This is a genomic window from uncultured Thiodictyon sp., assembly GCF_903946935.1.
GTDB lineage: Bacteria > Pseudomonadota > Gammaproteobacteria > Chromatiales > Chromatiaceae > Thiodictyon.
This window is the reverse complement of the sequence record NZ_CAJAXH010000114.1, coordinates 1-24,688: the sequence shown is the minus strand read 5'-3', so window position 1 is coordinate 24,688 and position 24,688 is coordinate 1. Positions and strand designations below refer to the sequence as shown.

Genomic DNA, 24,688 nt, shown 5'->3' with positions numbered 1-24,688 from the left:
GACCCCGGCGATCCTCTCGATCCGTTCTGATCCGTCACGTACGGGCGCTCCTGCGTAAGCGCCCGCCTTTCGATCCATGGTACGTGTGCGATCCGCAGGTGAGTTCGCCATTTTTACGCGGCTTTTGACAGCCGCTAACAATCGGCCACCGGCGCGAACTCGAGCGACTGGGAGGTGCCGCCCTGCTCGACCTGGCAGTGCAGGCGCGGTGCGGCCGGCGCTGTTGCTGGGAAGGTCCAACCCGCGAGCAAGCCGAGCACGAGGGCTGAACGGGCGGCGCGGCGACGTCTCGTTTGAACTGGCGGCATCGGCTTTTTCGGGATGGGCGAGCGGGCTGAATTGGGGGCCAGCATACCAGCCTCTGTCGCGTTCTCCGAGCGTCTCCCCGGTGTCGCGCCTGTTCCGCCACCTGCGCTCAGTCATGATGCGCATGCGCGCCCGGTTGGTGGGCGCTGCAGGTTAGTCGTGCCGCTCGGGCCTGCGTAGCAAGGTCTGCGAAGGCAGCTCGCCGAAACATTCCCGGTAGGCGCGCGCGAACTCGCCGAAATGCCAAAAGCCCCAGTCGAGCGCTTGCGCCGAGACGGTGGTCGCCCCCGGCGGCGCCGCCAACAGGGCCTTGCGGACCCGATGCAGCCGCAGCCGGGTCAGATAGGCCACCGGCGTCAGGGCCATGACCTCCTTGAAGGCATATTCCAGGGTGCGCTCGCTGACGCCCGCGACGCGGCAGAGGTCGCTGACGCGCAGATCCGCACCGGTCAGGGCCACGGCGTATTCCTCCGCGTGCTTCACGATTTGGCTGCGCGAGCGCCGGGTCCGGTCGCCGCGGCCGGGCTCGCGATCCTTGGCCTGCTGCAGCGTCGCCAGGAGGGCATCGATCAACTCGCCCTGCGCGGCGGCGCGCGCGGTCTCCCGTCCGTTGAACAGCGCGGGTTGTTCTGCGGCGGTCTCCACCAGCCGTTTCCCCCAGTCGAAGAGCCCGCACACCAGCGCCGCGCTGGCCTGTAGGGTCTCCACCCCCTGCGGCAGACGCAGTTCCCCCTCCCACTGGCGCAACCTGCGATGAAGCGCGAGCTCCGCGGGCGGGAGCAGGAAGCTGATGCTCTCCCAGCCGGGCTCGACCACGAATCTGGCCGTGGATTGCGGCGCCGCGGCCAACAGCATGCCGGGGCCGACCGGCACCCCGTTGACCGTCCCGCGCGCGTGCGGGCCGAAGGTGGCATAGCCGAGCAGCCCCCGGTGTACGCTGGTGTTGGTGCGCAGCCGCTGGTTGCTGGCTTGGAAAAGCACGCTGGCGCTCCCCAGGCGCACCAGTACGCGCCGCGCCCGCAGGGGCCTGGATTGGAGTTGCACCGCATCCAGGTCGATCAGCTCCAGCCCCGCGTCGGCCGACGCAGGGTCGTTGATCTCGGTCACCCGGACCGCGGGGGAGTCGATGGTGATGCGGCTCATCACGAATGTTGGCGTTGCGGAATTCCGATAGACGGCCCAGGTGCCTGGCCCTAGTGTAACCCGTTCTTGCTTCAGGTCTAGCGAGCCGGAGCGCCTGGCCCGTCCGGGGTCAGGCGAGACTGGACCAGGCGCGCACCGCAACGACCCAACCCAATGAAACTTCAGCAAGTCAGCGAAAATTGCTTCGCGGTGCTCAACGAGAGCAACCGTGTCTGCGATGCGAATTCCGGGCTCATCAATCTCGGCGGCGGCGTGGTCATCGACACCCAATCGGACCTGCCCCACGGGCGCCAGATGATCGAGCTGTTCGGCACGGTCTGGCCGGGGATGCCCAAGCGGGTGATCAACACGCACGAGGACGGGGACCACGTCTGGGGGAACCAGCTCTTCGCGGGCGCCGAGATCATTGCGCACCGCACGGTCAGGGAACTGATGCCCAAGGTCGCCGACCCGCGGGAGACCCGGCAACTGCTCAAGGGGGCCGACCGCTTCCTCACGCGGATGCTGCTCAAGGCCCTGCACCCGGGCGTGCTGGCCATCGCGCGGCAACTGCAACAGGACTACGACTTTGACGGCATCGAGCTGGTGCTCCCGACTACCGTGTTCGAGGAGCGACACCTGCTGGACCTGGACGGCACGGAAGTACACCTCATTTACGTGGGGCCCTGCCACCAGATCGGCGACACCATCATCCATGTGCCCAAGGAGGGCGTCGTCTTCGCCGGCGATGTGATCTTCCGCGCCTGCACCCCCATGGGTTGGAACGGCACCTACGAGAAGTGGCTGAAGGTGCTCGATTTCATCATCGCGCTGAAGCCGACGGCCATCGTGCCGGGACATGGACCGGTGTGCGGGATCGAGGGGGCGATCGAGATGAAGGCCTATCTGGAATACGTGCGAGAGGAATCCAGGCGCTGCTTCGGGCAGGGGTTGAGCGCCCTGGCGGCCTCCAAGGCGATCGATTTCGGACCCTATGGCGGGTGGCGCGGTCCGGCGCGCCTGTACATGAACGTCGAGCGCGCCTACCGGGAGTTCCGCAACGAGGCCGCCGATGCACCCTGGGACCACGCGCAGGTCTTCGACGCGGTGCTCGCCGTGGCCAAGGCCAAGGGCATCGCGGTCGAGTTCTGACCCGAAACCCAACGACAAGGAATACCAAGATGAAACTGATCCGCTTTTCCCAGGGCGACTCGAAGCCCCGCTTCGGCATCGTCATCGGCGACCGTGCGGTCGCATTCACGACCCTGACGCAGCGCAGCGGGGTCGCCGCGCCCGAGCTGAGCGACAGCCGAGCCTACCTGGCCGGCCTGCCGGCGAGCGAGCTGGCAGCGCGCGAGTTGGCGGCGTGGGGCGAGGCGCGTCTGGTCGAGTGGCCCGAGGGTGAGAAACCGAAGGTTCAGGACGTGCGGCTGCACGAGCCGGTCGAGGTGACTGCGCTGTTCGATTTCGGGCTGACGCCGCGGCATCTCAAGAGCTCTGCTGAAACCATGATGAGATACGAGAAGGACAACCCGCAGACCGCCCCGATGCTGCAAGCCTTCGCCAAGATGGTGCTGACCAAGCCGCCGGCGCCGCCCGAAGGCGTGCCCGAGCGCCTGTCCTACTACAAGTGCAACATGAACTCGATCGCTGGCGACGGCGAGACGATTCCCTGGCCGCTCTATACGTCACGCCTGGACATCGAGCCCGAGCTGGCCGTCGTCTACGGCAATCCGCAGCAGCCGGTGGCGGGCTTCTGCATCTTCAACGACGTCTCGGCCCGCGACGTGCAGGCGCAGGAGCTCTTCGGCGGCTTCTGCCTGGCGAAGGACATGGACAAGGGCAATCAGCTCGGCCCGTACCTGGTCACCGCGGACGAGGTCGGCGATCCGTACGCGCTCGAGGTCGTGGTCAAGGTCGATGGGCAGGTCCGCTACCAGGGCTCGACGACCGAGATCGATCACAAGGCCGAGGAGGTCTTCGCCTGGCTCGGATTCATCACGTCCATCAAGCCCGGAACGGTCATGGGGTTCGGCACCATTCCGGATTGCACCGGTCTCGATCACGACGACTTCCTTGATCCGGGCGCCGCGATCGAGATTTGCTTTGAGCGGTTGGGAACCCTGCGCTGCCGCTTTGCCCAGCCGGCGGGCCGGCTGCTGCCCAGTCGCTGGCCACTGCGGCCGGCGCTGCAACGTTTTTGTTGAAACGGGAATTGCTGATGACGACCCTATTGCCGCGCTCGCTGCGCTCCACCCTGCGAAAGGCGGGCAACCTGATCTGCGCGCTTGGATTCTTCGGTCTGGCGGTCTGTCTGGCCGCGCCTGCCGACACCGCGGGCAGCGGGGCCCGCCGGCCGAACATCGTCATCATCCTCGGCGATGACATGGGGTTCTCCGATATGGGCTCCTTTGGCAGCGAGATCAGGACGCCGAACCTCGACGCCCTGGCCAGTGAGGGGGTGCGCTTCACCAACTTCTACACCCACGCAAGTTGCTCACCCACCCGCTCGATGCTGCTGAGCGGGGTCGATACTCATGTGAATGGCCTGGGCAACATGGACGAGTGGACCGCGCCCAATCAACGCCAAGTACCCGGCTACGAGGGTTACCTCAACCACCAGGTACTCACGCTGCCCCAACTCCTCAAGGGTGCCGGCTATCACACCTACATGGTCGGCAAGTGGCACCTGGGCAAGGCGCCGGAGCTGATTCCGGCCGCGCGTGGCTTTGAGCGCGACTTCTCGCTGCTCGACGGGGCAGGCAGCTACTGGGACATGACCAATTTCACCGGCGCCGCGCCACAGTCGGTCTTCACCGAGGATGGGCGTTATCTCACGGCGCTACCTAAGGACTATTATGCGACCAAGACCTACACCGACAAGCTGATTGGATTCATCGATGCCAATCATGGCGACGGCAAACCCTTCTTCGCCTATGTCTCCCACCAGGCGCCCCATGATCCGTATCATCTCCCAAGGGAATGGCGCACGCGCCATGTCGGCGCCTATGACAAGGGTTGGGACGCGGTGCGCCAGGAGCGGCTGGCGCGCCAGATCGCGCTTGGCATTCAGCCCCCGGGCACGGCGCTCGCCGAACGCATGTGGTTCGTCCCCGATCCCATCACGCTGGCGCCGGCGGCCAAGGCCACCCTCGGCAAGAAGATGGAACTCTATACCGGCATGATGGAGAACATGGACTTCCACATCGGCCGGCTCATCGATCATCTGAAGAAGATCGGTGAGTATGACAATACGCTATTCATCGTGTTCGGCGACAATGGTGCCGAGGGCAACGATTTGTTTAAGATGATCGCGGGCTCGCCCGGGTCGCGTGACTTCCTCTTCGCGGCGATCAAGTGGTCGCAGACCCACCTGAATGCTTGGGGTGATCCGGGGTCCTATGTCAGCTATGGCCCGATGTGGGCTCAGGTGTCGATGACGCCATTCAGTCAATACAAAGGCTGGGTCGCGGAGGGCGGCATCCGCAACGCGCTCATCGTCAGTGGTCCGACGGTCGAGCGGCCAAAGGGGAGTATCAACCATGGGCTCATGCACGTGGCCGATATCATGCCGACCCTGCTGGAGATTGCCGGTGTCGATTACCCGACGAGCAACGCCGGGCGACCGGTCCCCAAGCTCATCGGTCGCTCCTGGCGCCGGATGCTGAGCGGCCAGGCGCCGGCGCCGCGTGGTACACAGGACTACCTTGCTTGGGAGATCTTTGGCAATCGTGCGGTGCGACAGGGGGATTGGAAGCTGCGTTGGCAATACAAGCCGTTTGGCAAGGCCGCGTGGGAGCTTTTCAACCTCGCGGCGGACCCCGCCGAGCGCAAGGACCTGGCCGCTGAACGCCCCGACAAGGTGCGGCAGATGGTTGGGCTCTGGGACAGCTATGTCCGCACCAATAACGTGATCCTGCCCAGCCGCTCCACCTTTGAAACCCTTGAGGATCAGCTGCCGCCGCGTGTCCCGGACGACCCTGGCTATCCGCCCTTGATCTATAAGCGACAGTTCGTGCCACCCACGGATATGCTGGCCGATCCCAAGCCTTGAGCGTGGCCGATCCAAAAATGAACGAATCCTTAAGACGGTTGGAGATCTCATGCACATAAACGACGCTCAGATGAAACAGGCGCCCTGGTGGTCCTGGTTGGCCGTCATCACGCTGCTCACCATGGGCGCGCTCAGGCCGGCGCTGGCGCAAACGCCGGCACGCTTCTATTGGGACACGCTGTCGGGTTCCAATGCGGTGCCGCTCATCTTCGAATCGATCAATGGCAATACCAATCCCTTCGATCCGGCGCATATCGTGACACCGAATGCGGACTTTAGCGCCACCATGGCCATCGCGGGTTATGCGCGCACCTTTTCATTGTTCGATCGCTCGGCCATGGCGGCCATCCTCCTGCCCATGGGACGCATCTCGGGCGACGTGACCGTGGCCGGCAGGACGTTCCGCCAATCGGCCAGCGGTTTTGGCGACCCGATGCTTGAGTTCAACATCAATGTCCTGGGGCCGCCGGCGCAGAAGAACATCCCCGACGTCATGCGCTACGAGCCGGGATTCTCCGTGGACCTGCTGGCCGATCTGGCACTGCCCATCGGCGAATACAACAGCAAACAACCACTGAACCTTGGTCAGAATCGCTGGTATGGGCGCTTCGGTCTGCCCGTCATCTGGCAGCTGGGCCCCTGGGTGCCGGGCCGGCGCACGACCCTGGAATTGCTGCCGGCCGTTTGGCTCTTTGGCGACAATAACAACTTTGTCGGACAGACGATGAAGACGGCTCCGATGTTTCAGTTGGATGCACACCTGACACGCGACCTCACCGAGACCTTATGGGCGTCGCTTGACGGCGCCTGGTTCAGCGGCGGCAAGGCGACCATCAATGGTGTCGCCGGCAAGCCGCTCAATAACATCGGTGTCGGCCTCACGCTCGGCTATGCGATCAATAGTAACCTGAATCTGACCCTCGGTTACAAGTCGACGATCAACGATAACGCCCCTGACGCGCTGCGCATGGATGGCTTCATGGCCACGCTCGTCTATGGGTGGCACCCCCTCATTGAAGGCTCGCGAAGACTCAAGAGCGAGTAGCAGGGCCAGCTCGCGGGTACCGCTCCCAAGCCCGCCGAGCTGACGCCGGTGGCGGCGTAACCGGGATGGGCGGATTTTTGATCAAGACCCTCCGAATACTCGACGAGGTCGCTCCGACCAAGGACATCGCGACCTCGATCCGCGCCATCGATCCCGTCGTGACCATCGTCTCCAGCGAGGAGAGCCGCCTACTCGATCTGGTGGATGAGCTGCTGCACCAGCGGGTCCAGCGATTTCTCGCCATCCGGGCCGGGTTGACGCGGGAGAGCCGGGGCAACCATCCGACAGGTTGGCGGACTCGACCCGGCCGGTCCCTTCGCCCGCTACCGCCCATGCTGATACCATAGCGCGCGGTCCGACCCAGGCGGACGTTCATGGCAGCGGGTCAGCGACGCGGGACGATGAAAGTACCCCGCGGGAGGCGTGGCAGCTTGCGCGTGGTGGCGTTGCGGCTGAAACCGCGCCCACCGGGCGCCCATGCGACTTTCACGGTAAGCTTACGACATCAACGCCCGTGAACCTGTCGCCCTCGCCTTGCCCGGCGGCGATCGGCGCGCGTCAAGACCCCGCGCGGCCAGCGCCTGAACATTGCCCCGTCTGGAGAGCACCGATGAAGCAACACTCCCGTTGGCTTACTGCCCTGATCCTCCTGTGTTTACTGCCGCTGACCCCAACACCTGCCTCGGCCGACACCCTCCAGGACGTCAAGGCGCGTGGCGTCCTGCGCTGTGGCGTGAATGGCGCCGTTCCCGGTCTCTCCTTCAAAGACACCAAGGGTGATTGGAGCGGGCTCGACGTGGACTTCTGCCGGGCGGTGGCGGCCGCCGTGCTCGGGCACAAGGACAAGCTGGAGTTGGTCCCTATCCCCAGCGAGACACGCTTCGATGCGTTGCGCGAGGGACGTGTGGACCTGCTCTCGCGCAACACCAGTTGGACCCTGTCGCGAGACCTTGCTCCGGGTGTCACCTTCGTCGGTGTGCTTTACCACGACGGCCAAGGTTTCATGGTCCACCGCAGCACCAGCACCATGAGCGCCCGGGAGCTCTCCAAACAGCCGGTCTGCGCCGCCGCGCCGCGGGGGCCGGAGAACGTGCGCGACTATTTCGCTCGTAACCACATGGAGCTGGATCTCAAGGAGTTCCCCGACACCCCGGCGGCGGCCAAGGCCTATCTGAACGGCGCCTGTTACGCCTTGACCGGAGACCTGTCTCAACTCTATGCCCTACGGGCCGAGATGGCGGGCGAGGACGCCCATCGCATTCTCCCTGAGATCATCTCCAAAGAACCGCTGGCACCGGCGGTTCGCCGCGGTGATGCCCGCTGGTTCGATATCGTGCGCTGGACGCTCTTTACGCTGATCAACGCCGAGGAGGCCGGGGTCGACTCCAGCAATGTCGACACGGCGCGTGCGCGTGCCCGCTCGGAGGATATGCAGCTGCTGCTGGACGTGGACGGACGCACCAGCAAGCTGCTCGGGCTTGACCCGGGGTGGAGCTACCGGATCATCGGCCAGGTGGGCAACTACGATGAGGTCTTCGAACGCAACCTGGGCGAGGGATCGCCGCTCAAGATCACGCGCGGAATCAACGCGCTGTGGCGCGATGGCGGGGTCTTATATGCCCCGTCTGCCCGCTAATGAATTTTGGATTTGTGATTGCAGATTTTCGACTTGAGAAGAAAAGCGCTTCCTCAGTCGATTATTAAATAGACCATCACAAATCGACAATCAAGAGTGTAATGCGAGTTCTATCATGCCATTAATCAAAACCTTCGCCGGTCTGCGTCCCGCTGCCGGCCGTGCTGCCGAGGTGGCCGCCCCGCCCTATGACGTGATGAACGCGCAGGAGGCGCGCGCCATGGTGGAGGGCCGTCCACTGAGCTTCCTGCACATCTCCCGTCCGGAGGTGGACCTGCCGCCGGACACCGACCCCTATGCTGCGGCGGTCTATGCCAAGGCGCGGGAGAATCTGGAGCGGATGATCGCGCAAGGTGTGATGGTGCGCGACCCGGCGCCGCACTATTACTGCTATCGCCTGACCATGGGCGCTCACGTGCAGACCGGCCTAGTGGCGGCCGCCGCGGTGGCCGCCTATGACGCGGGGCGGATCAAGAAGCACGAGTTCACCCGCCCGGTGAAGGAGGACGACCGGGTGCGCAATATCGATACGCTCAACGCCCAGACTGGCCCCGTGTTCCTGGTCTATCGGGCCACACCCACCGTCGACCAGGTGTTGAACCGGGTGAGCGCTGCCGCCCCTGAGGTGGACTTCACCGCCCCGGACGGGGTGCGCCATGAGCTCTGGGCCATCGCCGACCGGCCGACCATCGACGGGTTGACCGCCGCCTTTGCGGCTCTGGACTCACTCTACGTGGCCGACGGGCATCACCGCTCCGCCGCTGCCTCCCGGGTGGCAGCGGCGCGCCACGCCGACAACCCAAACCACACCGGAGCGGAGTCCTACAACTTCTTCCTGTCCGTGATCTTCCCCCACGACCAGATGCAGATCCTGCCCTACAACCGCCTGGTGCGTGACCTGCACGGCCACACCCCCAAGTCACTGCTGGAGCACCTGGCCACCCGTTTCACCATCGAGGCCGTCGCGCAACCGCTCCAGCCGACCGCCCATGGCCAGTTTGGGATGTACCTGGCGGGTCAATGGTATCGGTTGACCCTGAACCCCGAACTCATTCCCGCTACGGACCCAGTGGCGCGGCTGGATGTCAGCCTGCTCCAAGACAACCTGATCGGCCCGGTGCTCGGCATCCTGGACCCCCGACGGGATGAGCGGATCGACTTCGTGGGTGGCATCCGCGGCCTCGGTCCCTTGAGCGCACGGGTGGATTCGGGCGAGATGGCCATCGCCTTATCGCTGCACCCCACCGCGATGGACGAGTTGATGGCGGTCGCCGACTGCGGTGAGGTGATGCCGCCCAAGTCTACCTGGTTCGAGCCCAAGCTGGCGGACGGATTGGTCAGTCACGTATTGGACTAATACCGCCAAGCGGAACTCCCGATACCACTTCGTCTATCCAGTAGCCGGCAGGAAATTGGCTAGGATGATCAAGGCCCCCGAATGGTATCGGGACCTGTGCTTCGCTGTATTAACCGCCGGAGGCACTCCCCTATGGTCAAAGCAGTCTACAACCTCCCCGATGAGGGCAGCGAGGACGACGCCGCTATCCGTCACTGGCTGGATAACCTCGCGCCCAACTATACCCGCGAGGAGCACGAGCTGATCGCCGGGGCTTGCGCCGCACTCACCCGCTGCCGGGGGGATCGCCGCATCGAGACCGGCGAGACCCATGTGCGCCACGTGCTGTCCACCGCGGACATCCTGGCGCAATTGCACATGGACCACGAGACCGTGATCGCCGCCCTGCTCAACGGCTGCCTGGGGCAGGGTGAGCCTACCGAGGCGCAATTGGCGGACCGCTTCGGTCCCGGCATTGCCCGCATGGTCGGGGATCTCGCGCGGATCGGCCAGATCGCCAATGTGGAGGCGATTATCGCCGCCAAGGACCAGGAGGAGCATGAGGAAAACCTCAGGCGCCTCCTGCTCGGCATTGCCGAGGACGTGCGGGTGGTGTTAGTAGTCCTGGCGGAGCGCCTGCACCTCATGCGGGCGGTCAAGAACCTGGAGCGGGAGCGGCGCGACCGCATCGCCCGCGATACCCAGCGCATCTATGCCCCGCTAGCCAACCGGCTCGGCATGTGGCAGGTCAAGTGGGAACTGGAAGACCTGGCGCTGCGCTATCTGGAGCCCCAGGCATACCAGCGCATCGTCCGCGCCATCGACGAGCGGCGCGAGGAGCGCCAGCGCTATATCCATGACGTGATCGCAACGCTGGAGCGCACCTTCGCCGAGGCCGGGATCGCCGCCGAGGTGAGCGGTCGGGTCAAACACATCTACAGCATCTGGCGTAAGATGCAGCGCAAGGGCGTGGATATCACACAGATCTTCGACCTGCGCGCGGTGCGCGTCCTGGTCGACACGGTGGCCGACTGTTATGCCGCCTTGGGTCTGGTCCACGGGCTCTGGGACCATATCCAGCAGGAGTTCGACGACTATATCGCGAGCCCTAAGGGGAACCTCTATCAGTCGCTGCACACCGCGGTGACCGGCCCCGGCGGCAAGCCGCTGGAGATTCAGATCCGCACCCATGGAATGCACAACCATGCTGAACTGGGGGTGGCCGCCCACTGGGCCTACAAGGAGGCCGGGAAGGGGCCGGATGCCGAGTTCCAGCGCCGTATCAGCTGGATGCGCAACTTCCTGGAGATCAAGAGCGAGGGCGAGGACGCCAGCGGCATCCTGGAGCGCGGCAAGTCCGAATTCGCGCCCACGCATATCTATGTACTCACCCCCCAGGCCAAGGTCATCGAACTGCCCAAGGGCTCGACCCCGCTCGACTTTGCCTACGAGGTCCATTCCGAGGTCGGCCACCGTTGCCGGGGGGCGCGGGTCAACGGGCGCATCGTGCCCCTGATCTATCGGTTGAGCAGCGGCGAGACGGTCGAGATCCTCACCCAGAAAAACGCCGCACCCAGCCGCGATTGGTTGAGCCCGCACCATGGCTATCTCACCACGGCCCATGCCCGCAACCGGGTCCGCCAGTGGTTCAAGCGTCAGGACTACGACCTGCATTGCCAAGCCGGACGCACTGCCCTGGACAAGGAATTGGGGCGCCTCGGGATCGCCGAGAAGCCCCAATTCGACCAACTGGCCCCACACTTCAACCTTAAACGCGGGGACGACGTGCTGGCGGCCATCGGGCGCGGCGACCTGAGCGTCGGCGTCGTCGCCCGTCAGGTGGGCGAGCCGCGTACCCCGGAGGGGCGCGGTGAGGGGCGTGGGGAGGCGCGGGAGCCGGAGCCGCGTCGACCCACCGCCAAGCCCAAGGGCGGTGTCGGCGAGGTGGTGGTGGAGGGTGTCGACGACCTGCTGACCCAGATTGCACATTGCTGCAAGCCGGTCCCCTATGACGCCATCGTCGGTTATGTCACCCGCGGGCGCGGGATCACCGTCCATCGGCGTGACTGCCCTAACGTCCGCCACCTGCCGTTGGAGGCGGCCGACCGACTGCTACGCGTGCGCTGGGCCGACCAGCCGGTTGACGCCATCTATCCGGTGGACCTGCTGGTCATCGCCGCCGACCGCAAAGGTCTGCTGCGCGACATCACCTCCGTCTTCGCCGACGCGGACATCGACGTGCTGGGTGTCAACTCACACTCGGAGCGCACCACCGACACCGCCGCCATGCGCTTCACCGTCGAGGTGCGCGATATGGCCCATCTGGAGCGGGTACTTGCCAAGCTCGCCCAGACGCCCGATGTGCTGGAGGTCCGGCGTGCCTATTAACCAATAATGATCGGTCAAGCCGAAAATCAACGCAAAATAGAGAGAACGCTATGCGACTTCTACATACCATGCTGCGGGTCGGCGACCTGAATCGGTCGATCGACTTCTATACCAAGGTGCTGGGGATGAACCTGCTGCGCCGTCAGGACTACCCGGAGGGCCGCTTCACACTGGCCTTCGTGGGTTACGGGGCCGAGTCCGATCAGGCGGTCATCGAGCTGACCCATAACTGGGATACGAGCGCCTATGTGTTGGGTACTGGCTTCGGTCATATCGCCTTGGAGGTGGATGATGTCTACCAGGCCTGCACCCAGATCCGGGCGCTGGGCGGACAGATCGTCCGTGAGGCGGGGCCGATGAATGCGGGCACCACCATCATTGCCTTCGTGGCGGACCCCGACGGCTATGCGATTGAACTGATTGGGCGCAAGGGATAAGGTGGCCGGTGTTGAAAACTGAATCGAATAACGACAGGACCACCGACCGCTATCTCAGCTTCGTCGGGCTCGACTGCGACGCCAAGGCCGGGGCACTCGTCGCGGCCCTGTGCGAGGCGATTGGCCGGGACGGGCGAGCCGACCCCTTTTGGGATTATTTCCAGGCCAAGCTCAATGGCACCAAGGGGCCGGCCCATGATGAGCTGTACCATCTGCATTGCCACTTAAATGACCTGCGCGACCTGCTCGAGCGCTGGGATGAACCGGACCTGGCCGAACTGCTTGAAACGCTTGAAGTCGAATGCTGCTAGGTGTTCACTATGCCCACACAACCAGCGATCTCGGATATTTCACATCTTATCCAGCTCTCGGTCGCGCCGGTCTTTTTGATCGCCGGGGTCGGCTCTGTGCTCGGGGTCATGGCCGCCCGACTGTCGCGCATCGTCGATCGGGCGCGGGTGGTCGAGGGGGTGGTCCCGGCTGAGACGGACAACAACGGCCCACTCCATGCCGAGATGATGATACTGGAGCGGCGGGCCCGCGTCATCAGTCTGTCCATCGCGCTCTGCACCTTCACCTTACTCCTGGTGTGCGCGGTGATCGCCTTGATGTTTCTCAGCGCCTTGTTCTCATTCAACACCGGCACGGCCGTGGCCATCTTGTTCATCTCGGCGATGCTGGCCTTTATCTGCGCGCTGACCATGCTCCTGCGCGAGATCTTGCTGGCCACTGCCGGTCTACGCTTCGGCCCCGTTCTGAAGTGAGGCTAGTCCCCCCCATGCCGCACCACCCCGACTGCATTCGCCTGCGCGGGGTCCGCCAGAACAATCTCAAGAACCTGGATCTCGACCTGCCATTAGGCGAATTGATCGTCGTGACCGGGGTCTCGGGTTCCGGCAAGTCGTCGCTGGCCTTCGATACGGTCTATGCGGAGGGTCAGCGGCGCTATGTCGAGACCTTCTCGCCCTATGCCCGCCAATTCCTGGACCGCATGGACCGGCCGGCGGCCGACCGGATCGAGGGCATCCCGCCGGCCATCGCCATCGATCAGACCAACCCGGTACGCACCTCCCGTTCGACCGTGGGGACCATGACCGAGCTGGCGGATTATCTCAAGCTGCTGTTCGCCCGCGCGGCGCGGCTGTTCTGCCGGGGCTGTGGGCGGGAGGTCCGGCGCGATACGCCCGAGTCTATCTGGGTACACCTGACGGCGGTGGCCGAGCGGCCGCGGGTGCAGGTCTGCTTCCAGGTTGCGGTGCCGGAGTCGCTCGGCGCCGCCGAGGTCCGGCAGATGCTCGCCCAGCAGGGCTATGTAAGGCTGCTGGTGGACGACGGCCCCGTGCTCACCGTCGTCCAGGACCGGCTGCGGCTCACGGACGAGAACCGCGGGCGTGCGCTGGAGGCGCTCGAGACTGCGCTCGGGCGTGGCCATGGCCGAGTCCTGATCTATCCGGTTGGGGCGGACCAGGAGATCGGCGCGCCGCAGCGCTTCTCCGCCGACCTGCACTGCCCGGATTGCGACCGCAGCTACCGCGACCCGGTGCCCAATCTGTTCTCCTTCAACTCACCCATCGGTGCCTGCGAGACCTGTCGCGGCTTCGGTCGCACCATCGGGATCGACTGGGCTCTGGTGGTCCCGGACCCGGGAAAATCGCTGATCGAGGGGGCGATCAAGCCGATCCAGTCGGAGAGTTATGCGGAGGTCCAAGAAGAGCTGATAGCCTTTGCGCAGCGCCGCGGCGTCCCGACCGACGTGCCCTGGCGCGACCTGTCCCAGGCCGACCGCGACTGGGTGATCGACGGCGAAGGTGAGTGGGAAACGAAGGTCTGGTATGGCATCCGCCGCTTCTTCGTGTGGCTTGAGGGGCGCGCCTACAAGATGCATGTGCGGGTGCTGCTGTCGCGCTATCGCTCCTATGACCTCTGCCCGACCTGCCGAGGGGCACGGCTCAAGGACGATGCGCTCGGGTGGCGGTTGGGGGACGCGCCCCATCGACTCAACCTGCAAGACCTGATGGCTCTGCCGGTGGAGCGCTGCCGAGACTTTTTTGAGCGGTTGGCCTTGCCGGGGGCGTTGGACCAGGCCCTGGACCTGGTCCTCACCGAGGTCCGCTCCCGCCTGGGCTATCTGTGCGCGGTGGGCCTGCCTTATCTCACCCTGGACCGCCAGTCGCGCACACTCTCGGGCGGTGAGGTGCAGCGGATCAATCTCACCACCGCACTCGGCACCTCGCTGGTCAATACCCTGTTCGTCCTGGACGAGCCGAGCATCGGCCTGCATCCGCGCGACCTGGACCGGGTGGTGGGGGTGCTGCATCGCCTGCGCGATCAGGGCAACTCGCTGCTGGTGGTGGAGCACGACCCGCAGCTGATGCGCGCGGCGGATCGCATCATCGACATCGGCCCCGGGCCCGGGGAGCACGGCGGACACCTCTGTTTTGAGGGAACGCCGGCCCAATTGTTGGCCGCCGCGGGCTCAGTCACCGGCGATTACCTGGCCGGCCGTCGCCGGGTGGCGCCGCCCCACACCCCGGAGCCACCCCCGCCGGACTGGCCCAGCATCCGCATCCGCGGGGCGCGCGCCCATAACCTGAAGGGGCTCGATGTCGCGATCCCGCTGCGGCGGCTGGTGGTGGTGACCGGGGTCTCCGGCTCCGGTAAGTCCACCCTGATTGGCGACGTGCTCTACCGGGCACTGTGCCAGCGCAAGGGTCACCCGGATGAGGCGCCCGGGGCGTTTGCCGGCATCGACGGGGACGAGTTGATCGCCGACGTGACCCTGCTGGACCAGTCGCCCATCGGCCGGACCTCGCGCTCCAATCCGGCGAGCTATGTCGGCGCACTGGACGTGCTGCGCAAGCGCTTTGCCGTGCTGCCGCTCGCCAAGGAGCGGGGCTACACCGCCGGGACCTTCAGCTTCAACGCCGGCAACGGGCGCTGCCCCACCTGCGGGGGCAACGGCTTTGAGCACCTGGAGATGCAGTTCCTCTCCGATGTCTATCTGCGCTGCGCGGACTGCGACGGGCGGCGCTACCGCGCGGAGGTGCTGGAGGTGCGGTTGCCGGGGGAACTCTCCATCGCCGACGTGCTGGACCTCACCGCCACGCAGGCGCTGACCCGCTTCGCGGACGATCGGGAGCTGGCGCGGGCGCTCGAGCCGCTGACCGCGGTGGGTCTGGGGTACCTGCGCCTGGGCCAGCCGGTGCCGACCCTGTCGGGCGGGGAGGCGCAGCGCCTGAAGCTGGCCGGGCATCTGAGCAAGACCGGGCGGACCAAGGGCCGCACTGGCCTGGGGTCGACCGGCCAGGGGCTCTTGTTCCTGATGGACGAGCCGACCACCGGGCTGCATGCGGCGGACGTGGCCGTGCTGCTCACGGCGCTGCGGCGACTGCTCGGTGAGGGCCATTCGCTGGTGGTGATCGAGCACAACCTGGACCTGATCGCGGCGGCCGACTGGGTGATCGACCTGGGGCCGGAGGGGGGCGACGGCGGCGGGGAACTGGTCGCCGTGGGCACGCCGGCGCAGGTGGCCCGACAGGTTGGGAGCCATACCGGGCTCGCGTTGCTGGAGTACCTGGGGCAAGCGGCCGGCGGCGGGGGTGTGACCGGGTTGGGCGGCACTGTGGCTGATGGGATGGGTCGCGGCGTGGGCGCCGCTCCTACGGGGGGCGGCGCCATCGCCGAGGCCCCGGCGCCGGCGTATTGGCAGGCACTCCAAACCGCTCCGGCTGGCGTCCAATCAATCGACATCCTCCACGCCCGCGAGCACAACCTCAAGGATCTCACCGTCGCCATCCCCCGCGGGCGTTTTACCGTCATCACCGGTGTCTCGGGCAGCGGCAAGAGTACGCTCGCCTTCGACATCCTGTTCGCCGAGGGCCAGCGGCGCTATCTGGAGTCGCTCAACGCCTATGCCCGCCAGTTCGTCCAGCCCGCCGCCCGGGCGGACGTGGAGGCGGTGCGCGGCATCCCGCCCACGGTGGCCATCGAGCAGCGGGTGAGCCGCGGCGGGGCCAAGAGCACGCTCGGCACCCAGACCGAGATCCACCACTTCCTGCGCCTGCTCTATGTGAAGCTCGGCACCCAGTATTGCCCGGGGTGCGACCTGCCCATCGAGCCGCTGGACCGGGAGGCGATCCTGGCGCGCATCCTGCGCGAGGAGCGCGGCCAAGCGGTCGTCCTCATGGCGCCCTTGGTCGTCGCCCGCAAGGGGCTCTACAACGAGCTGGCCGCCTGGGCGCTGCGCAAGGGGTGGTTCGTCTTGCGCGTCGACGGTGAGCCGGTCGATACCCGCAACTGGCCGCGTCTGGACCGCTTCCGCGAGCACTCCATCGACCTGCCGGTGGGCGAGGTCAGGGTCAACCCGGCGGCCGAGGGCGAGCTGCGTACCCTGCTCGATCTGGCGCTGGAGCATGGCAAGGGCCTAGTGCGGGTGGTGAGGCTGGCGGGCGGTGCCTGGGGCGCTGAGACACCGTATTCCACGGCGCGCTCCTGCCCCGGCTGCGGGCGCGCCTTCCCGGAGCCGGACCCGCGACTCTTCAGCTATAACTCCAAGCACGGCTGGTGCCCAGCCTGCTTCGGCTCCGGGCTGGAGCTCGTCGGCTTCGATGGGGAACAGACCGGGGAGGAGGACCAGTGGCTGGAGCCGGGGAGCGAGCATCGGAGCTGCACCCGTTGTCACGGCGCGCGCCTGAATCCGGAGGGCCTGGCGGTGCGCTTTCGGGGGCGCTCCATCGCCGAGCTTTCCGCCCTCACGGTCGCGGCGACCACCAAGGTCGTGGCCGGCTGGGCACTCACCGAGCGCGAGGCCGCCATCGCCCGCGATCTGCTGGCGGAGGTGCGCGAGCGGCTCGCCTTCCTCGCCCAGGTGGGCCTGGGTTATCTGACCCTGGACCGAGGGGCGCCGACCCTCTCCGGCGGCGAGGCGCAACGCATCCGGTTGGCCGCCCAGCTCGGCTCCAACCTGCAAGGGGTCTGCTATGTGCTCGATGAGCCCAGCATCGGGCTGCACCCCCGGGACAACCGGCGGCTGCTCGATACCTTGACGCGGCTGCGCGACCGGGGCAATACCGTCGTCGTCGTCGAACACGACGAGGAGACCATCCGCCGCGCCGAGCACGTCATCGACCTGGGACCGGGGGCCGGCGTCCAGGGCGGCCGGGTGGTCGCACAGGGGACGGCGCAGGACCTGATCGCCGCCCCCGACTCCGTCACCGGCCGCTTTTTGGCGCGCGACCGCGGTCATGGGCGCGAGGCCCAGGCGCGCCGGCCGGCCCCGGGCAAGGGCGAGTGGCTGGCGATCCGCGGTGCCAGGCTGCATAACTTGAAGGGGATGGACGTGCGGCTGCCGCTGCGGCGCTTTACCTGTGTCACCGGGGTCTCGGGGTCGGGTAAGTCCAGCCTGGTGCGGGATGTGCTGGTGCGCAGCCTGAAGGGATTGCTGGGGGACGCGGATGAGGCGGTTCGCGCGGGGCGCCCGGGTGGTCGTCCTCAGCGCGGCGCGTCGGCGGCGGGTGCGTCGCGGCGGGGTGCGGTACTGCATGGGTGCGAGGGGCTCTCCGGCTGGCATGCACTGAGCCGGGTGCTCGAGGTCGACCAAACCCCCATCGGCAAGACCCCGCGCTCCTGCCCAGCCACCTATGTTGGCTTCTGGGACCGCATCCGCAAGCTCTTCGCCGCGGCGACAGAGGCCCGCATTCAGGGTTGGGGCGCGGCGCGTTTCTCATTCAACACCACCGGCGGGCGCTGCCCGGCCTGCGAGGGCCAGGGCGTGCAGCGCCTGGAGATGAGCTTTCTGCCGGACGTGCGGGTGCCCTGCGACCTCTGCGGCGGCAGCCGCTTCGATCGCGAGACGCGGGAGGTACGTTACTTGGGGCTCGACATCGGCGAGGTCCTGGCGCTGGACGTCGACCGGGCGGTCGAGGTCTTCGCCGCTCACCCCGCCATCCGCCACCCCTTGAGCCTGTTGCAGGAGGTGGGCCTGGGCTACCTGAGCCTGGGTCAGGCCAGCCCGACCTTGAGCGGTGGCGAGGCCCAGCGCATCAAGCTGGTCACCGAACTCACCAAGGCCCGCGTGAGCGCCGAAGGTACCCACCCCCGGCCGACCCTCTATGTATTGGACGAACCCACCGTCGGCCTGCACATGGCCGACGTGGAACGCCTGATCGCCGTGTTGCACAGGCTGGTCGATGCCGGCCATACGGTGATTGCCATCGAGCATGATCTCGACCTGATTGCCGCCGCCGACTGGGTCATCGACCTGGGTCCCGAGGGCGGCGAGGCGGGCGGGCAAGTAGTGGCCGCGGGGACGCCGGAGGAGATTGCGGCGGTGGGCGGGGACTTGCCGACGGCGGTGGCGTTGCGGGAGTGGCTCACCAAGCAGGCGCAGGGTTAATCTGCGGCACCGCTCGCTACCAGGCGTAGCCGAGTTCCAACGCAGCATAACCATTGGTGTAGGGCGGGAATAGAGGTATCGCACTGATCAGTGCAAATAACCCGCTGTCTTTTCCAATGCGTAGCTTTGGCATTGGAAAACAGAAGACCCCCATGTTGTTAGTTCCATTTTTTACGCCTTTATATGCGCAGTTCAATCCCAGCATCGGTGTAAAATAGCTATAACGAAAGTCAGCGTGAGCGATATTGATAAAGAGGTCGTAGCTGCGTTGACTGTAGGCCTCGACGAACGTGTTTGCACCCGCATCGAAGCGCCACTTCTTATACTGAAACGCCTTGGAAAGACCGAAATACTCCATGTATCCTTCGTTGGCTTGTGGTCCCGGTCTAAAGTGCTTACAAATCCGGCAAAGTAGAGGGAGAGATATTGCTCCGCATATCCCGCTTCGGGATAGAGTCCCATTCCCGTCAACAGGAATGGCAGCGCGAGCCTTCTCATGTATTTCCTATGATTCGGTGGCATCATGTCTAAACCCGCGAGTTCAAGTGAAGCGCGGCAAAGAATAAATGCGTGGTCGGCCCTCACCGACCTCAGCGGGGCATCCCTGCCCGACAGCTTGCGCTGAGTTCCTCAGCGGGGTATGACGACCCAGGATGGCTAGCGCTGCGCGGGGCGATTCCAGGGCAGCATATCGAGCGGCGACCAGCTCGCCGGTGCTGCGGCCTCGACCGGTGCCGCGGCGGGAGCGGTCTCGGCGGCGACCGGTGCCGCAGGGGCCTCGACTGCCGCCGCGGGGGCGGCCGGTGCCTCGACCGGCGCCGCGGGGGTCTCGGCGGCTACCGCGACTTCGGTCTCGGCCGGCGGTGCGACTGCTGCCGCCTCCGGGGTTGGTGCCGCCTCGGCGGCCGGTGCGGTAGCGTCGGCCGCGGGTGTCGTTGCGGCCGCGGCCGGCGCCGGCGCGGCCTCGGCGGCTGGGGCGGCGGCCGCTTCAGCCGGTGCGGCCTCCGGGGCCGGGGTCACGGGGGCCGGCGGCGGGGTCAAGGTGACCTTGCCGATCGGCTTGAGCCGCGCCGCAATGGTGGCCGGATCGGCCGGGGCTGGAACCGGCATAAAGTTTTCAGCAAAAAGATAAACCGCGCTGGCGGCGACGCCCACGCCGATCACCCCAGCCTTCAAGGCGCCACTATTCAAAAAACCCTTTTTTTCGGAAGACATACGCGCATTTAGCCTCGTGTTCACTGGTAGTTGAGCCCCGGCATCCCGGCCGCTTGGGGGCCGGGTAGCAGGGGAGGGTGCAACCCTTCGGACGACTTGGCCGCACCAAAAAAGCGGGCCCCGCTGTCGCCACGGCGGCGGCCCGGTCACCCGAACCCCCTGAGCGCGACGCCTCGTCGACGGTTTGGCGTGCATTGTAGGGGAAAGGGGCAGGCAAAAGCCGCATCAATCTTTACTGTTGCCGGGAGGGCGCCCGCGCCAGGCTGACCGGTCGGTGCGGATATGCGATGATCCGCAGCTTGGTTGCCGTCGAGCGCCCCTGGTTCTAACGAGGACGGACTGATGACCCTGAACCCCACACGCCCCCCGCGTCGGCCGCGCCCATGAGCGACCCCGCCCACCCGGAACCCCGTCGTCTGGACGCCTGGCAGTTGGCGATCCGTGTCGTCGCCATGCCGGCCGACACCAACGCCTACGGCGACATCTTCGGCGGCTGGATCATGTCCCAGGCGGATGTGGCCGGCAGCACCATCGCGATCGAAGCGGCCCAGGGGCGGGTTGCCACGGTGGCGGTGAAGGAGTTCCGCTTCCTCGCCCCGGTGCTGGTCGGCGACCTCACCGAGCTCCATGCCCGGATGCTCGCCATCGGCAACACCTCCATCAGTGTCGAGGTGGATGTCTGGGCGCAGGGCGAGCCCGACCCCAAAAGCCGCCGCCAGGTCGCCCACGCGGTCTTTGTCTATGTCGCTGTGGATGCGCAGGGGCGCCCCAGAACCATCCCGCGACCCACAACGCCGGCGGTCTAAACACCCGCACCCCGGCCACGCCACTGGGTGCAGAACCATCCACCGCAACGAGGTGCCACAGCCATGTTCGAGGCGACGAAGGTCGGCCGTACGGTTAGCAAGGACGACTTCAAGGCGCAGCAGGAAGCGTTGCGCACAGAGCTCCTGGAGGCGCAGCGCGAACTGCGGGAGACCAATATCCCGGTGGTCGTGCTGGTCTCCGGGGTGGAGGGGGCCGGCAAGGGCGAGGTGGTCAACCGGCTCAATGAGTGGCTGGACACCCGCGGCGTGCAGACCTTCGCCTTCTGGGACGAGACCGATGAGGAGCGCGCCCGCCCCCGCTATTGGCGCTTCTGGCGCACCCTGCCGCCGCGTGGCGAGATCACCATCCTGTTCGGCGGCTGGTACGCGGCCCCGATCGAGCACCGCTTCCAGGGGCAGTGTACGGATGCCGAGCTCGACTCGGAGCTGAACCGGATCGTCGAGTTCGAGCGGATGCTGACCCAGGACGGCGCACTGATCGTCAAGTTCTGGTTCCATATGTCGGAGGAGAATCAGAAGGCCTCGCTCAATGCGCTCTCCCGCGATGACCGCAGTCGCTGGAAGATGATGCCGCAGAAGGCCAAGTTCTCCGAGCATTACCGAACCTTCGAGCAGGTGGCCGAGCGCGTGGTGCTGCATACCGATCAGGGCACCTCACCCTGGTATCTGGTGGAGGCGGAGGACGCGCGTTATCGCGACCTGACGGTCGGCCAGACCCTGCTGCACGCCATCCGCGCCCGCTTGGATAGCCCAGCCGCACCGGACCAGAGCGCCGGCACCGTCAGTGCGACCATGCCGAGCGGCCCCCAGGCGCAGATCACGGTACTCGACCAATTGGACCTGTCCAAGTCGCTGTCGGCGGCCAAGTACAAGACGCGGATGACCGAACTCCAGACGGAGATCAACGAATTGGCCTGGAGCGCCTACAAGGCCAAGCGCTCCACCGTGCTGATGTTCGAGGGGGTCGACGCGGGCGGCAAGGGTGGGGCCATCCGCCGTATTACCAGTGCCATCGACGCCCGGCTGTACCGCGCCATTCCGGTCGCCGCCCCCACCGATGAAGAAAAGGCCCACCACTATCTCTGGCGCTTCTGGCGCCAAGTCCCCCGCGCCGGCTATATCACCATCTATGACCGCTCCTGGTATGGGCGGGTGCTGGTGGAGCGGGTGGAGGGTTTCGCCAGCGATGCAGAATGGCGGCGCGCCTATGCCGAGATCAATCGCTTCGAGGAGCAACTGGTCGGCAGCGGTATCGTCCTGCTCAAGTTCTGGATCCATATCGACCAGGACGAGCAGCTCAAGCGCTTCCAGGATCGGGAGGAGACCGCCTATAAGCGCTACAAGATCACCGCGGACGATTGGCGCAACCGGGAGAAGTGGCCCGCCTATCAGGAGGCCGTCAATGAGATGGTAGCGCGCACCAGTACCCAACACGCCCACTGGACCCTGGTGGAGGGCAATGACAAGCACTATGCCAGGGTCAAGGTGCTGCGCACCATCTGCGAGGCACTGAAGGCCGCGCTGGAGAACGGGCGTCCGTCGCTCTCCGGCTATGTGCCGTGCGGCGATAAGCGCCCGATGGCGGAGAGTGGCGCGCCGGCCGGCGCTAAAGACGCCAAGGGCAAGGGCTGATGTCCGCCGCACTCATCGCCCGCCGCGCCCTGGCGGCTCTCGTATTCGTCGCGGCCCTGCTGCTCACGGCGCATCTCACCAGCGATCTGAATCGGGTCAAGGCGCTCAAGACCGAGCTCGGCGAGATCGACAATGTCCGCTATGGATTGCTCGATGCAGACCAGTGGGTGCTGCGGATCTCCGCGGCCATGGAGCGGCGCATCGCGGCCTTCGAGCTCACCGATGCCAACCGGCCCCAGGTCAAGCGGGCGGTCGAGCAGGTGCTGGATACGCTGCTGGTGGAGATCGACCACTCACTGCGTCGGCACAACCTTCAGGGTGGCGGCTCGGTGGTCGATCAACTCAAGGGTATCGTCCAGCAGGGGTTGCAGGACCTGGTGATCGACTTCGACCGCCTGCGCCGCAAGGTGCCGCAATACGCGGATCAGGTGGTCGATGAACTATCCAAGCCCGAGGCCAAGCGGGAGATCAAGGCGCAACTCCAGGCCTTTATACAAAGCGCGGCCGGCGCCACCTTTGCTAAGACCGACCGTTCCCTCCTCAACGCCCTGTTGGCCGCCCATCGCTGTGCCGATGTGGCCGCCTGCGACCGGCAACTGGGCGCTGAGATTGCCGCTGCCCACCGGCCGATCCTCTATCAGGTGCTGGGTGTGTTCGGCTTGGTCGGGGTGCTGTTCGCACTCTGTTTAGGCCCCTGGACGGGTCGTTCCATACCTGAGGAAAAAACGCTTGTGCGGCCCCCGGGGCTAGACCCGTTCCAGCTTTTCCTGCTCACCGGTGCCACCCTGATCCTGCTGCTCGGGGGCCTGCTGACGCCCATGATCGAGATCGACGCGCGCATCAGTGAATTGACCTTGCAACTGGTGGGTGAGCCGATCGCCTTTACCAATCAGGTGCTCTATTTTCAGACCAAGAGCGTATTCGACGTGGCCGCCATCCTGTTGCGCACCGGCGCCGCCGACATGATCCTCGTAGCGGTGCTGATTGTCGTATTCAGCGTCATTTTTCCCGCCATCAAGGTCGTCGCCACCTGGCTGTATTATTACGACTATCGCGGCCTGCGCGGCACCGCCGCGGTGCGCTTCTTTGCGCTCAAGTCCGGCAAGTGGTCGATGGCCGATGTGCTGGTGATCGCCATCTTCATGGCCTATATCGGCTTCAGCGGCCTGGTCGGCAGCCAACTCGGCGACCTGCGCCAGGCCAGCACCGCGGTGGACGTGCTGACCACCAACGGCACCATCCTGGCCCCGGGCTTCTATCTGTTCCTGGGCTTCGTCTTAGCCAGCCTGTGGCTGTCGAGCATTCTGGAGGCGCGGCTGGGGGAGAGTCATCCGAGTTGATGCCGTCGCGCCGCCTGGTGCGGTGGTCTTGGGCGTCGCTCCGGCCACTGGAGGACGAGGATTTTCCGTGAAAGTCCCGCCGGGAGCGCGCTCCACTTCTCCCTCCCCTATCGGGGGAGGGAGGGAGGGAGGGCGGGGTGGGGGAACGGCCATCGCAGCAAGACCAGCCACCCCGGACGATGAAAGGTGTACGTGGGAGCGGCTTCAGCCGCGACGAGGCCACGGCAACTTGCGAGGGCGCGTCGCGGCTAACGGCCATTGAAGGGGGACCTACCACCCCGGAGCATGAAAGTCTGTCAGGCTAACGGGGCACTCCTGGGTTCCTCCGTCGTTTTCAGGTAAAAAAGACTTCAAAGACATTGGCTTGCGGCGACTTTCACGGTAAAGCCGCTCCCACCGGATCAAGGCCTTCATGTATCAAGGGCGCCGGAAAGCCCTGCTTCCAACATGCCTGCGCCGAGATGGGGAGGGGGCTGGCGCCTCGTCCATCCGCTATCTTATGTGGCTCCATCCGTCTCGCTCGCCCTCCGTCCGGAGCCGGTAGCGGTGTCGGTAAGTCTCTGAAGTAACAAACCGCCTGAGTAGGGAACATTTTCGTTTACCCCAGCGCAGAACAAACGATCAAGGGCTTACGCGCATAGCGTCGGGCGAGAAGCGAAAATTCACCCCAGCACCGGGGGCGCGATCATCGCGCGGGCGACCGGTCCTCGCGGCATCCCGTCGCCGCCGGGGTGGCGGCGACGGCGCCGACGCGGCCCGCCCCCCGGGCGCGACGGATATTAGCCGAGAGCCGGCCGGCATCCTGATGAAAGCCCGCTGGGGTATACAAAAGGGTGGCCGCCACGGGATCATATCGTTGTCGAGACGATCCTTTGCAGGAGGACCCCATGGCGACCATTGAACTGAGCTTATTTGACTGGCGCGCGGTGGAGGCGCGCAGCGATCTGGATCGCTTC

At 65.8% G+C, this 24,688-nt stretch carries 18 protein-coding genes; 15 read left to right on the top strand and 3 right to left on the bottom strand.

The window, feature by feature from the left end:
- Positions 1-459 precede the first annotated feature (459 nt).
- Positions 460-1,449, bottom strand: coding sequence for a helix-turn-helix domain-containing protein (locus QZX93_RS09970; RefSeq protein WP_295387461.1), 990 nt, complete (start codon positions 1,447-1,449; stop codon positions 460-462).
- A 153-nt stretch (positions 1,450-1,602) separates the two neighbouring features.
- On the opposite strand from QZX93_RS09970, the gene QZX93_RS09965 reads away from it, so the two are divergent.
- From QZX93_RS09965 to uvrA, 12 genes are all read left to right on the top strand, one after another.
- A complete protein-coding gene (locus QZX93_RS09965) occupies positions 1,603-2,580 on the top strand; it encodes an MBL fold metallo-hydrolase (protein ID WP_295387464.1) in 978 nt (325 codons plus the stop codon).
- A gap of 29 nt (positions 2,581-2,609) precedes the next feature.
- Positions 2,610-3,635: a fumarylacetoacetate hydrolase family protein gene (locus tag QZX93_RS09960; protein ID WP_295394569.1), complete on the top strand. Its 1,026-nt coding sequence runs from the start codon at positions 2,610-2,612 to the stop codon at positions 3,633-3,635.
- Positions 3,636-3,649: 14 nt separating this feature from the next.
- Complete coding sequence (locus QZX93_RS09955; RefSeq protein WP_295387470.1) at positions 3,650-5,482, top strand: arylsulfatase; 1,833 nt, start codon at positions 3,650-3,652, stop codon at positions 5,480-5,482.
- Between the two features lie 97 nt (positions 5,483-5,579).
- Positions 5,580-6,527: a transporter gene (locus tag QZX93_RS09950; protein ID WP_295387474.1), complete on the top strand. Its 948-nt coding sequence runs from the start codon at positions 5,580-5,582 to the stop codon at positions 6,525-6,527.
- Between the two features lie 65 nt (positions 6,528-6,592).
- Complete coding sequence (locus QZX93_RS09945) at positions 6,593-6,874, top strand: hypothetical protein (RefSeq protein ID WP_295394567.1); 282 nt, start codon at positions 6,593-6,595, stop codon at positions 6,872-6,874.
- Positions 6,875-7,137: 263 nt separating this feature from the next.
- Positions 7,138-8,163 carry an amino acid ABC transporter substrate-binding protein gene (locus tag QZX93_RS09940; protein ID WP_295387479.1) on the top strand — a complete coding sequence of 342 codons (1,026 nt, stop codon included), beginning with the start codon at positions 7,138-7,140 and terminating at the stop codon, positions 8,161-8,163.
- Between the two features lie 115 nt (positions 8,164-8,278).
- Positions 8,279-9,520 (top strand): DUF1015 family protein, encoded by a 1,242-nt coding sequence (locus QZX93_RS09935; protein WP_295387482.1) that lies wholly within the window; start codon positions 8,279-8,281, stop codon positions 9,518-9,520.
- 132 nt (positions 9,521-9,652) lie between these two features.
- The gene (locus QZX93_RS09930) at positions 9,653-11,887 is read left to right on the top strand and encodes a bifunctional (p)ppGpp synthetase/guanosine-3',5'-bis(diphosphate) 3'-pyrophosphohydrolase (RefSeq protein ID WP_295387484.1); all 2,235 of its coding nucleotides are present in this window, start codon (positions 9,653-9,655) and stop codon (positions 11,885-11,887) included.
- Positions 11,888-11,937: 50 nt separating this feature from the next.
- Positions 11,938-12,324: a lactoylglutathione lyase gene (gloA, locus tag QZX93_RS09925; RefSeq protein WP_295387487.1), complete on the top strand. Its 387-nt coding sequence runs from the start codon at positions 11,938-11,940 to the stop codon at positions 12,322-12,324.
- Positions 12,325-12,335: 11 nt separating this feature from the next.
- The gene (gene cowN / locus QZX93_RS09920) at positions 12,336-12,635 is read left to right on the top strand and encodes a N(2)-fixation sustaining protein CowN (RefSeq protein WP_295387489.1); all 300 of its coding nucleotides are present in this window, start codon (positions 12,336-12,338) and stop codon (positions 12,633-12,635) included.
- Between the two features lie 9 nt (positions 12,636-12,644).
- Complete coding sequence (locus QZX93_RS09915; RefSeq protein ID WP_295387491.1) at positions 12,645-13,088, top strand: DUF2721 domain-containing protein; 444 nt, start codon at positions 12,645-12,647, stop codon at positions 13,086-13,088.
- 14 nt (positions 13,089-13,102) lie between these two features.
- Entirely contained in the window at positions 13,103-18,718 is a 5,616-nt protein-coding gene (uvrA, locus tag QZX93_RS09910) for an excinuclease ABC subunit UvrA (protein ID WP_295387495.1), read from the top strand.
- A 16-nt stretch (positions 18,719-18,734) separates the two neighbouring features.
- Here the strand turns inward: uvrA and QZX93_RS09905 are convergent, their stop codons facing one another.
- Together QZX93_RS09905 and QZX93_RS09900 are read right to left on the bottom strand one after the other, a co-directional pair.
- The gene (locus tag QZX93_RS09905) at positions 18,735-19,076 is read right to left on the bottom strand and encodes a hypothetical protein (protein WP_295387499.1); all 342 of its coding nucleotides are present in this window, start codon (positions 19,074-19,076) and stop codon (positions 18,735-18,737) included.
- 299 nt (positions 19,077-19,375) lie between these two features.
- Positions 19,376-19,933: a hypothetical protein gene (locus QZX93_RS09900; protein WP_295387503.1), complete on the bottom strand. Its 558-nt coding sequence runs from the start codon at positions 19,931-19,933 to the stop codon at positions 19,376-19,378.
- A 383-nt stretch (positions 19,934-20,316) separates the two neighbouring features.
- On the opposite strand from QZX93_RS09900, the gene QZX93_RS09895 reads away from it, so the two are divergent.
- The 3 genes from QZX93_RS09895 (at position 20,317) to QZX93_RS09885 (ending at position 23,732) form a co-directional block, all read left to right on the top strand.
- A complete protein-coding gene (locus QZX93_RS09895; protein WP_295387506.1) occupies positions 20,317-20,739 on the top strand; it encodes an acyl-CoA thioesterase in 423 nt (140 codons plus the stop codon).
- Positions 20,740-20,802: 63 nt separating this feature from the next.
- Positions 20,803-22,392, top strand: a complete 1,590-nt coding sequence (gene pap / locus QZX93_RS09890) for a polyphosphate:AMP phosphotransferase (RefSeq protein WP_295387509.1) — start codon at positions 20,803-20,805, stop codon at positions 22,390-22,392.
- Positions 22,392-23,732, top strand: a complete 1,341-nt coding sequence (locus tag QZX93_RS09885; RefSeq protein ID WP_295387511.1) for a paraquat-inducible protein A — start codon at positions 22,392-22,394, stop codon at positions 23,730-23,732. The genes pap and QZX93_RS09885 overlap by 1 nt, the downstream gene beginning before the upstream one ends.
- Positions 23,733-24,688 lie beyond the last annotated feature (956 nt).

Excerpts from the sequence above, each read along its gene's own strand:
- QZX93_RS09970 (WP_295387461.1), bottom strand. The coding sequence starts at position 1,449 with ATGAGCCGCATCACCATCGACTCCCCCGCGGTCCGGGTGACCGAGATC.
- QZX93_RS09905 (WP_295387499.1), bottom strand. The coding sequence starts at position 19,076 with ATGGAGTATTTCGGTCTTTCCAAGGCGTTTCAGTATAAGAAGTGGCGC.
- QZX93_RS09945 (WP_295394567.1), top strand. The coding sequence starts at position 6,593 with ATGGGCGGATTTTTGATCAAGACCCTCCGAATACTCGACGAGGTCGCT.
- uvrA (WP_295387495.1), top strand. The coding sequence starts at position 13,103 with ATGCCGCACCACCCCGACTGCATTCGCCTGCGCGGGGTCCGCCAGAAC.
- QZX93_RS09955 (WP_295387470.1), top strand. The coding sequence starts at position 3,650 with ATGACGACCCTATTGCCGCGCTCGCTGCGCTCCACCCTGCGAAAGGCG.
- QZX93_RS09960 (WP_295394569.1), top strand. The coding sequence starts at position 2,610 with ATGAAACTGATCCGCTTTTCCCAGGGCGACTCGAAGCCCCGCTTCGGC.
- QZX93_RS09935 (WP_295387482.1), top strand. The coding sequence starts at position 8,279 with ATGCCATTAATCAAAACCTTCGCCGGTCTGCGTCCCGCTGCCGGCCGT.
- gloA (WP_295387487.1), top strand. The coding sequence starts at position 11,938 with ATGCGACTTCTACATACCATGCTGCGGGTCGGCGACCTGAATCGGTCG.
- QZX93_RS09885 (WP_295387511.1), top strand. The coding sequence starts at position 22,392 with ATGTCCGCCGCACTCATCGCCCGCCGCGCCCTGGCGGCTCTCGTATTC.
- QZX93_RS09915 (WP_295387491.1), top strand. The coding sequence starts at position 12,645 with ATGCCCACACAACCAGCGATCTCGGATATTTCACATCTTATCCAGCTC.
- QZX93_RS09895 (WP_295387506.1), top strand. The coding sequence starts at position 20,317 with ATGAGCGACCCCGCCCACCCGGAACCCCGTCGTCTGGACGCCTGGCAG.
- pap (WP_295387509.1), top strand. The coding sequence starts at position 20,803 with ATGTTCGAGGCGACGAAGGTCGGCCGTACGGTTAGCAAGGACGACTTC.
- QZX93_RS09930 (WP_295387484.1), top strand. The coding sequence starts at position 9,653 with ATGGTCAAAGCAGTCTACAACCTCCCCGATGAGGGCAGCGAGGACGAC.
- QZX93_RS09900 (WP_295387503.1), bottom strand. The coding sequence starts at position 19,933 with ATGTCTTCCGAAAAAAAGGGTTTTTTGAATAGTGGCGCCTTGAAGGCT.
- QZX93_RS09965 (WP_295387464.1), top strand. The coding sequence starts at position 1,603 with ATGAAACTTCAGCAAGTCAGCGAAAATTGCTTCGCGGTGCTCAACGAG.
- QZX93_RS09940 (WP_295387479.1), top strand. The coding sequence starts at position 7,138 with ATGAAGCAACACTCCCGTTGGCTTACTGCCCTGATCCTCCTGTGTTTA.